This window comes from Streptomyces mexicanus (assembly GCF_902506575.1).
GTDB lineage: Bacteria > Actinomycetota > Actinomycetes > Streptomycetales > Streptomycetaceae > Streptomyces > Streptomyces mexicanus.
In genome coordinates, this window is record NZ_LR732544.1 from 6,953,269 (window position 1) to 6,959,369 (window position 6,101).

A 6,101-nucleotide genomic window follows, 5' to 3' on the forward strand; every position below is an offset into this window, starting at 1 on the left:
GAGACAGCGCTCCCGGTGCCCGCCCCCGGGGCGACTCCGCGGCGGCGGGTTCGCCCGAGGCGTGTGCGCGTTGTGGCAGCCGGGCCGCGGGGCCGACCCCCACCTGGACGTGTTCGGTGGAGAACGGCGCTCGCCGCTACTTCTGCGACCTCTGCTCCCGCGAGAACCTCCGCGCCATCGAGGGCCGGCTCGACTCGGCGTGGTGGTGAGGGCCGGGACCCTCGCGACCGCCCGCGATCCGTCGGGGAGCCGGCCCCCACCCGCCCGCTATCCGTCGGGGGGTCGGCCCCCACCGGGCGAGGGCCGGCCCGCTCACGCCTCCATGGCGCCCTCCTCGGCCTCCGCGTCGGCCGCGAAGCCCGGCAGCCACTCCTCCAGCTCCTCCCGGAGCCGCACCGTCGAGCCCAGCTGGCACAGCACCCCGATGGTGCTGAGGGTCACCCGGTGTATCAGCAGGTACGCCGGGGGCAGGTTGAGCCTCTTGCCGAGCTGGTAGGCGGGGGAGCGGGGATCGGCGATGCGTGCCGCCTGACCGCGCATCCAGCCGCGGGTGAAGGTGAACTCCTCCACCCGGGCCGGCTCGATGATCGGCAGCAGGTAGTCGAGGACGGCGTCGGGGTCCAGCTCGACGGACTCCTTGACGAAGCCCTCCGCGCAGAGCATTTGGTACACCGCGTCCGCCTGGCCGTCCAGCGTCATCCGCAAGGACTCCCCGATCGGGGCCGGCAGTCCGCCGGGCAGCCGGTCGACGGTGCCGAAGTCCAGCACGCCCAGCCGCCAGTCGTCCGCACCGCCCGGCCCGCCGGGCAGCAGACGGAAGTTGCCGGGGTGCGGGTCGGCGTGCAGCAGGCCGGTGCGGGCCGGACCGGAGAACAGGAAGTGCGCGAGGAGCTGGCCGGCGCGGTCGCGCTGCTCCTGCGTGCCGTCCGCGATCACCTCGGACAGCGGGATCCCGTCGATCCACTCGGTGACCAGCACCTGCTCGCACTGGTGGACCACCGCTGGCACGACCACGTCCGGGTCGCCCGCGAACTCCTCGGCGTGCGCCTGCTGGGCCTCGGCCTCCAGCGCGTAGTCCAGCTCCTCGGAGACCCGGTCCCGCAACTCGGTGATCAGGGGCTTGATGTCCATGCCGGGGATCAGCGGCCCCAGCAGACGAGCGAACCGGCTCAGCTGCCCGAGGTCGGACAGCAGGGCCTCGCCGGCGCCGGGGTACTGCACCTTCACCGCCACCTCACGGCCGTCGTGCCACACCGCGCGGTGCACCTGCCCGATCGAGGCCGCCGCCGACGGCTTGTCCTCGAACTCCTCGAACAGCTCCCGCCAGTCCGCGCCGAGCCGCTCCTCCAGCACGGCGTGCACGGTGCGCGTCGGCATGGGCGGTGCGGCCTCCTGGAGCTTGGTCAGCGCGGCCCGGTAGGGGCCGGCGACCTCCTCGGGCAGGGCCGACTCGAAGACGGACAGGGCCTGCCCGAACTTCATCGCCCCGCCCTTCAGCTCGCCCAGGACCTTGAACAGCTGCTCGGCGGTGCGCTGCTGCAGCTCGCGCCCCACCAGCTCGGCGGACTCGCCGACGATCCGTTTGCCGAGTCCCCAGGTCGCTCTCCCGGCGAAGCCGATCGGGAGCGCGGCGAGCTTGGCGGTCCGGGTGACCGCCTTCCGGGGAAGATCAGACATGCGCCCTCCAAGTCCCAGCAAGCCGTGCCGCGTCTGCCTGCCGGCAGGGCGTCGATGACGGCCGTTGCCCAGCCATTGTCGCGCGTGACTCGCCCTCCTTTGAGGTGTCGTCCGCCACGGGTTCGCGAGCCGCTCCGCACGGGCAGTGCGGATGCGGCCACATCGGTCGCGCGTGCCAGTGCAGTCCCGGCGCCGACACCTCCCAGCGGGCACCCGCGGAGGAGGGCGAGCGGCCGTCCAGGAAAGCGAGCGCATGGGCCGCCGCCAGCCCCGCGACGGTCGTGGCCAGTGCCAGGTCGCAGGCGCGGACGTGACGCGGTCTGCCGGACCGCCACTGGGCCACCAGACGGGGCCAGGTGCCGTCCCGGTCGGTGCGGCACCGGTGCAGGCACTCGGCGCAGCCGGTCTGCCCGGGCAGGACGAGTGGCCCCACCACCCCTGTGGCCTCCACGACCCCGGCGTACAGATGGGGTGTGCCCGACGCGATCAGCTCCTCCGCGCCGGACGGGTCGGGCGCGTGCACGGCGGTGTCGTCCCGCGGGGCGAGGATCACCAGCGCGTGCCCCGGCTCGCCCACCCCGGACGCTTCTCCGTGACCGTGGCCGTGGCGCGGCGGCCGGTCCGGGGCCGCCCGGCGCACGACCCGCCGCGCGGCCGCGTCCCTGCGTTCGCCGACGGCCTCGGCGGGCAGCCCGCCCGGGGCGACGTCCCACGGTTCGACACAGCCCCCGTCGCGCACGTCGACCTCGCCGACCCCCGCGCCGGACAGCAGCGCGGCCACCACCGCGCCCACACGTCCCGCGCCGCGGACCTGCACGCGCAGGCGGCGCCGGGCCGCCAGCCGGCCGGCGGCCTCACCCGGCTCCCGCGCGACCAGGGACAGCGCGGCCAGGTCGGGACGCAGCCGGTCCATCACCTCCTGCTTCTCCCGCAGCGCGGCCGCCGCCTCCCCTCCGCCGCGGGCGTCGTCCAGCAGGCCGGCCCCGGCCAGCCGGGTCAGGAGGCGGTCGACGTGTCCCTCGGGCAGATCCATGCGCCGGCCCTCCTCCCGCAGCAGGGCCAGGCCGCGCGTGCCGTCGAGCAACTGAAGGAAGCTGCCCGTGGCGGTGTCGAGGGGCCCGAGGGTCAGGGCGTGCGCGGGCGTCATCCCGAACTGGACCGTGTACAGATCGCGCCAGCCGCGCCGGAGCGCGGGTTTCACCATCGGATGCATCGCCATGGCCCCCGTAGCCGAAGAACGTCATGGAACGCCGGAAGAGGGCGCTCCCCGGTGCCGGTGGAGCCGGTCGTCGCTCCGCCGACGCATGCCAGCATGCCTGTCCCGGCCGATCGGTGCGGAACGTTGTCCACAGGCGGGGAGTGATTGTCGTACGGATCGGGTGGGCTGGGTGGCGGATCGCGTGGGCCTGGGTGGCGGATCGAGTGGGCCTGGGTGGCGGATCGCGTGGGCCTGGGTGGCGGATCGGGTGGGCCCGGGTGGCAGATCAGGCGAGCGTGAGTGGGCGGGGAATCGGCTGGTCACGGGGCCCGGCCCCGGACCCGGCGCCGGCTCAGGACGTCCGCCGCGTGGACCCGGCACCGGCACCGGCTCAGGACGTCCGCCGCGTGGACCCGGTAACGTCGAGGCGTGTCCGCCGACCCACTGAACCGCGCCGGAACGCCGCAGCAAGGCACGACCAGCCCGCCGCCGAGCGGCCCCGCGGCGCACACGATCGAGGTCCGCAGGAGCGCCCGTCGCCGCAGGACGGTCTCCGCCTACCGCGAGGGCGACCGCACGATCGTGCTCATCCCCGCCCGGATGTCGGAGGCCGAGGAGCGGCGCTGGGTGAAGGTCATGCTCGACAAGCTGGCCGCCCAGGAGAGCCGGCGCGCCCCGAGCGGCGACGCCGAGCTGGCCGAGCGCGCCGGGCGGCTGTCGGCGCAGTACCTCGACGGGCGTGCCCGGCCGGCCTCGGTCCGGTGGGTCACCAACCAGAACACGCGCTGGGGCTCGTGCACCCCGGCGGAGGGCAGCATCCGCCTCTCGCACCGGCTGCAGGGCATGCCCGAGTACGTCGTCGACTACGTCCTGCTGCACGAGCTGGCCCATCTGCTCGTCCCCGGCCACGGCCCGGGCTTCTGGCGGCTGCTGGAGGCGTACCCGCGCACCGAGCGCGCCCGGGGCTACCTGGAAGGGGTGGCCGCCGCGGCGCGGCTGCCCCACGCGCCCGGCCCGTCCGGCGCGTGACGTCCGCGGCGGGCGGTCGCCGTCCGCCCGGTGCGCGGCCGCACTTCACGGGCGGACGGGCGTTGTGTACCGGGTCCGTACCGGCTTGGTCCGGTGTCCGACTTTGCCGTTAGCCTGGCGCGACGCACTCACACACGGGATGGGGGACGGTCGGTACGCATGCCCAGGGAATTCCAACGCGGCCACAAGGCCAGGATCAGTGACCTGACGGCGGGCACGGACCTGTACGTAGGCGTGCAGATCGCCGCTCCCGGACTCACCTTCGACATCAGCTGTTTCGGCCTGGACGCCGACGAACGGCTGTCGGACGACCGGTACTTCGTCTTCTTCAACCAGCCCAGGTCCCCCGAGGAGGCCATCCAGCTGCTGGGGCCGCAGGCGGGCGACACCGAGTCCTTCCGGGTCACGCTCGAGCGGATCCCGCCGCACATCCGGAAGTTGTCGTTCACGGCGACCATCGACGGCGCCGGGCAGATGGCGCAGATCGGCCCCGGATACCTGCGGATCGTGGCGGGCGGCCAGGAGGTGGCCCGCTACGCCTTCACCGGCTCGGAATTCTCCACCGAGCGGGCCGTGATGCTGGGGGACATCTACTTCAAGGACGGGTGGCGGTTCGCCGCGGTCGGCCAGGGCTTCGACGGCGGCCTGGAGGCGCTGCTGAAGAACTTCGGCGGTGAGGTCCTGGAGGAGGAAGAGGCCGCCGTACCCCCGCAGCAGCCGCAGCCCGGCGGCGCCCCCGGCTTCGCACCGCCCGCCGGGACCGACGCACCGCCGGCCTTCGCCGTGCCGCCCGGCCCCGCCGGGCTGCGCTGGGGTCGTGCTCGGGCGTGCTGGGCGGGAGTATCGAAAATGTTTTGTTTTTTTTCAAGCGGAAGCGGCGAGAGGGAATTGCTGCCTGGCTGGGGGGCGGGGAGAGGTGAATAAGAGCCGGCGCGGGGGGGGGGGGCGCGCCCCCCGCCGCAAGGCCGTCCGCCGCCCGGCTCAGGCCTGCCGGATCGCCGAGATGTCGAAGGTGAGCTTGATCTTGTCGGAGACCAGCACGCCACCCGTCTCCAGGGCCGCGTTCCAGGTCAGGCCCCACTGCGAGCGCAGGATCTCGGCCTTGCCCTCGAAGCCGACGCGCTCGTTGCCGAAGGGGTCCTTGGCGGCGCCGTTGAACTCCAGGTCGATGGTCAGCGGCCGGGTGACGCCGAGGATGGTCAGGTCACCGGTGATGCGGTAGTCGTCGCCGCCCAGCGCCTCGGCCTTGGTGGACCGGAAGGTCATGGTCGGGAACTCCTCCGTACGGAAGAAGTCCGCGCTCTTGAGGTGGCCGTCGCGGTCCGCCGAGCCGGTGTCGATGCTGTCCATCACCACGTCGAGCGAGGCCGTGGAGCGCGACGGGTCGGCGCCGTCCAGGTGCAGGGTGCCGGTGAAGTCGGTGAACGAGCCCTTGACGTTCGTGACCATGGCGTGGCGCGCGACGAAGCCGAGCGTGGAGTGGGACGGGTCGATGGTGTACTCGCCGGTCAGCGCGGCCAGTTCGGGGCTGACGGCGGCGGGGGACTGGGCGGTGGCGGTGGCGGCCTCGGCGCCGGTGCTCTTGCGGCCGAAGAATCCCATGGCGTGCTCCTTGGGGACGGAGGGCGGACCGGTGCGGGGGGACGCACCGGAATGTTTAACGTTCAACCAGAACGCTCTCGACCGTAGCCGCATTCCGTTCGCTTTTCAACATCCGGTGCGACGCAGGCTCGGACCGCTGTGCGGCGCCCCCCCCGCCGGTGCCCCCGTCCGGCCCCGCGTGTCACCCTGACGGCGGCACGGGCGTCCCCGGATGTGAGCAGGCTTACGTCGCCCGACTTTGTGTGACCTCTACAACGCGGATCCCCTCTGAGCAGTCGGAAAGGCTGCACGGGACGCTGGTTCTGTTCGGTGGCACCAGGAAAACGGGCCGGAGACTGTACGGAGTCGACGGCTCGCTTTCCTCGGTGCGCTTCGTAAGGTCATTTGCATGACCGTTTTGGAAGAGACGACGGGTGAGCCGACCGGCGAGCCGACGGACGCGCGCGGGCGGGTCGCCGAACTGCACGAGATCCGTGCGCAGGCGGTGGCGGGTCCCGGCGAGAAGGCGACCGCGGCCCAGCACGCCAAGGGCAAGCTGACCGCGCGGGAGCGGATCGAACTGCTCCTGGACCCGGGCTCCTTCCACGAGGTCGAG

General features: G+C 73.3%; 6 protein-coding genes and 1 pseudogene. 4 read left to right on the plus strand and 3 right to left on the minus strand.

The window, feature by feature from the left end; translation table 11 throughout:
- Positions 1 to 209 (plus strand): hypothetical protein (locus tag GV126_RS36880; RefSeq protein ID WP_159672852.1); only part of this gene is annotated, 209 nt, incomplete at its 5' end.
- Positions 210 to 312: 103 nt separating this feature from the next.
- On the opposite strand, the gene GV126_RS31045 is transcribed toward GV126_RS36880, so the two are convergent.
- On the minus strand, positions 313 to 1,677 hold the full coding sequence (locus GV126_RS31045) for an ABC1 kinase family protein (protein WP_159672854.1): 1,365 nt from the start codon (positions 1,675 to 1,677) through the stop codon (positions 313 to 315).
- Positions 1,670 to 2,890, minus strand: a complete 1,221-nt coding sequence (locus GV126_RS31050; protein WP_159674308.1) for a TOMM precursor leader peptide-binding protein — start codon at positions 2,888 to 2,890, stop codon at positions 1,670 to 1,672. Before GV126_RS31050 ends, GV126_RS31045 begins: the two co-directional genes overlap by 8 nt.
- Positions 2,891 to 3,304: 414 nt before the next feature.
- On the opposite strand from GV126_RS31050, the gene GV126_RS31055 reads away from it, so the two are divergent.
- Positions 3,305 to 3,904 (plus strand): M48 metallopeptidase family protein, encoded by a 600-nt coding sequence (locus GV126_RS31055; protein ID WP_159672856.1) that lies wholly within the window; start codon positions 3,305 to 3,307, stop codon positions 3,902 to 3,904.
- A 159-nt stretch (positions 3,905 to 4,063) separates the two neighbouring features.
- Positions 4,064 to 4,705, plus strand: a pseudogene (locus GV126_RS31060) (TerD family protein); the annotation flags it as partial.
- 180 nt (positions 4,706 to 4,885) lie between these two features.
- On the opposite strand, the gene GV126_RS31065 reads toward GV126_RS31060, so the two are convergent.
- On the minus strand, positions 4,886 to 5,506 hold the full coding sequence (locus tag GV126_RS31065) for a YceI family protein (protein WP_159672858.1): 621 nt from the start codon (positions 5,504 to 5,506) through the stop codon (positions 4,886 to 4,888).
- A 388-nt stretch (positions 5,507 to 5,894) separates the two neighbouring features.
- Between GV126_RS31065 and GV126_RS31070 the strand changes: the two genes are divergently transcribed.
- Positions 5,895 to 6,101 (plus strand): carboxyl transferase domain-containing protein (locus GV126_RS31070; protein WP_328707359.1); only part of this gene is annotated, 207 nt, incomplete at its 3' end.